The sequence below is a fragment of the Kitasatospora sp. NPDC034023 genome, assembly GCF_055575795.1.
Genome location: NZ_JBVIRY010000115.1, coordinates 1 through 1,361, shown reverse-complemented (window position 1 = coordinate 1,361; position 1,361 = coordinate 1). Strand labels below are relative to the sequence as shown.

2 protein-coding genes are annotated in these 1,361 nt (G+C 67.5%); both read right to left on the bottom strand.

Annotated elements, in window-relative coordinates; translation table 11 throughout:
* Positions 1 to 8 precede the first annotated feature (8 nt).
* The gene (locus tag ACZ52R_RS43520; RefSeq protein ID WP_465755583.1) at positions 9 to 407 is read right to left on the bottom strand and encodes a hypothetical protein; all 399 of its coding nucleotides are present in this window, start codon (positions 405 to 407) and stop codon (positions 9 to 11) included.
* Positions 404 to 1,258, bottom strand: coding sequence for an IS5 family transposase (locus ACZ52R_RS43515; RefSeq protein WP_465755582.1), 855 nt, complete (start codon positions 1,256 to 1,258; stop codon positions 404 to 406). Before ACZ52R_RS43515 ends, ACZ52R_RS43520 begins: the two co-directional genes overlap by 4 nt.
* Positions 1,259 to 1,361: the final 103 nt, after the last annotated feature.

Below are 1,361 nucleotides of genomic sequence, written 5' to 3'. Positions count from 1 at the left end.
AGAGGACGTTAAGTCCGTTTCTGGTAGATGCCTCGTCCGGGTTGGGTGAGGAAGCCCTGGCGGGTGAGGCGTCCGAGGCGGGAGCGGGTGACATTCAGGGAGGGGTCGTCGGTGGGCCAGCTCAGGAGTTCGTGCAGTTCGCGGACGCGAAAGGGCTGGTCGGGGTGGTGGTTGAAGGTGTCCAGGACCTGCTGGTAGGCGCTAGCCGGTTCGTCGGGCTGGGGGTCGGTGCCGTCCGGCGTGATCTCCTGGACGATCTTCCGGGCCGTGGCCAGCTCGGCCAGGCGCCTCTCGGTCTCGGCCAGGGCGGTGGTGAGGTGCTCGATCTGCCGCCGCAGGTCGTCGGCCCGGGCCATGGCCTGTTCATGCCGGACCTGGACGTCCTTCAGGAGGTCGGCGACCTTCACGCGGCCACCTCGTAGGCGTCGCGCCAGGCCGGGGCGGGGGTGGTGAGGCGGCGGGCCATGTTTGCGGTGGACGCCCAGTAGACGCGGGAGGCGGCGTTGTCGGGCCGGTGGTCGTACTCGCGGGCCAGACGCCGGTGGAGCATCAACGTGCCATTGACCTGCTCGACCACCCACCGCTTCGGCTGCGGGATGAAGCCTTTGGCCTTGTCCTCGGGGTTGCGGCGGACGGTCTCGACGGTGATGCCGAGCAGGGTGCCGTGGATGACGGTCTCATCCTTGAAGCCCTGGTCGACCAAGGCCTTCTCCAGGCGATTGCCGCACCGCTCGGCGGCCTGGGTGAGCAGGGCGGTGCCGGCGGCGTTGTCGTGGGCGGAGGCCGCGAGGACGACGACCCCGATGATCAGGCCCAGCACGTCGACCACGAGCCCGCGCTTGCGGCCCGGCACCTTCTTGCCGGCGTCCAGTCCCGTCGTGGTCTTCGGAACCCCGGCCGCCGCACGGACGGACTGGGTGTCGATGATCACGAGGGACGGGTCCTCTAATCGCTTGGCTCTCTCCCGCACCTGGCAGCGCAGCAGCTCCTGTATTCGCTGGTCAAGGCTGTCCTGGCGCCACAGCGTGAAGTAGTAGAACACTGCCGACCACGGCGGCAGGTCGTGCGGGAGGTAACGCCACTGACAGCCCGTCCGGTTCTGGTAGAAGATCGCGTTCACAACCTCCCGCAGATCACAGGACCCGGGGTCCCCGGTCGCCGACCGGGCCACCCGCTCCCGCTTCCACGACTCGATCATCGGTCTGACCAGTTCCCACTGCTCGTCTGTCACGTCACTCGGATACGCCGGTCTCTCCATACGCCGCACAACATCACCTACCCCCCGGCCAACACGTCAGTTCATCGAACGATCACACGAACGAGCGATCCCCAACCGTGAGTAAAGGGACTTAACGTCCTCT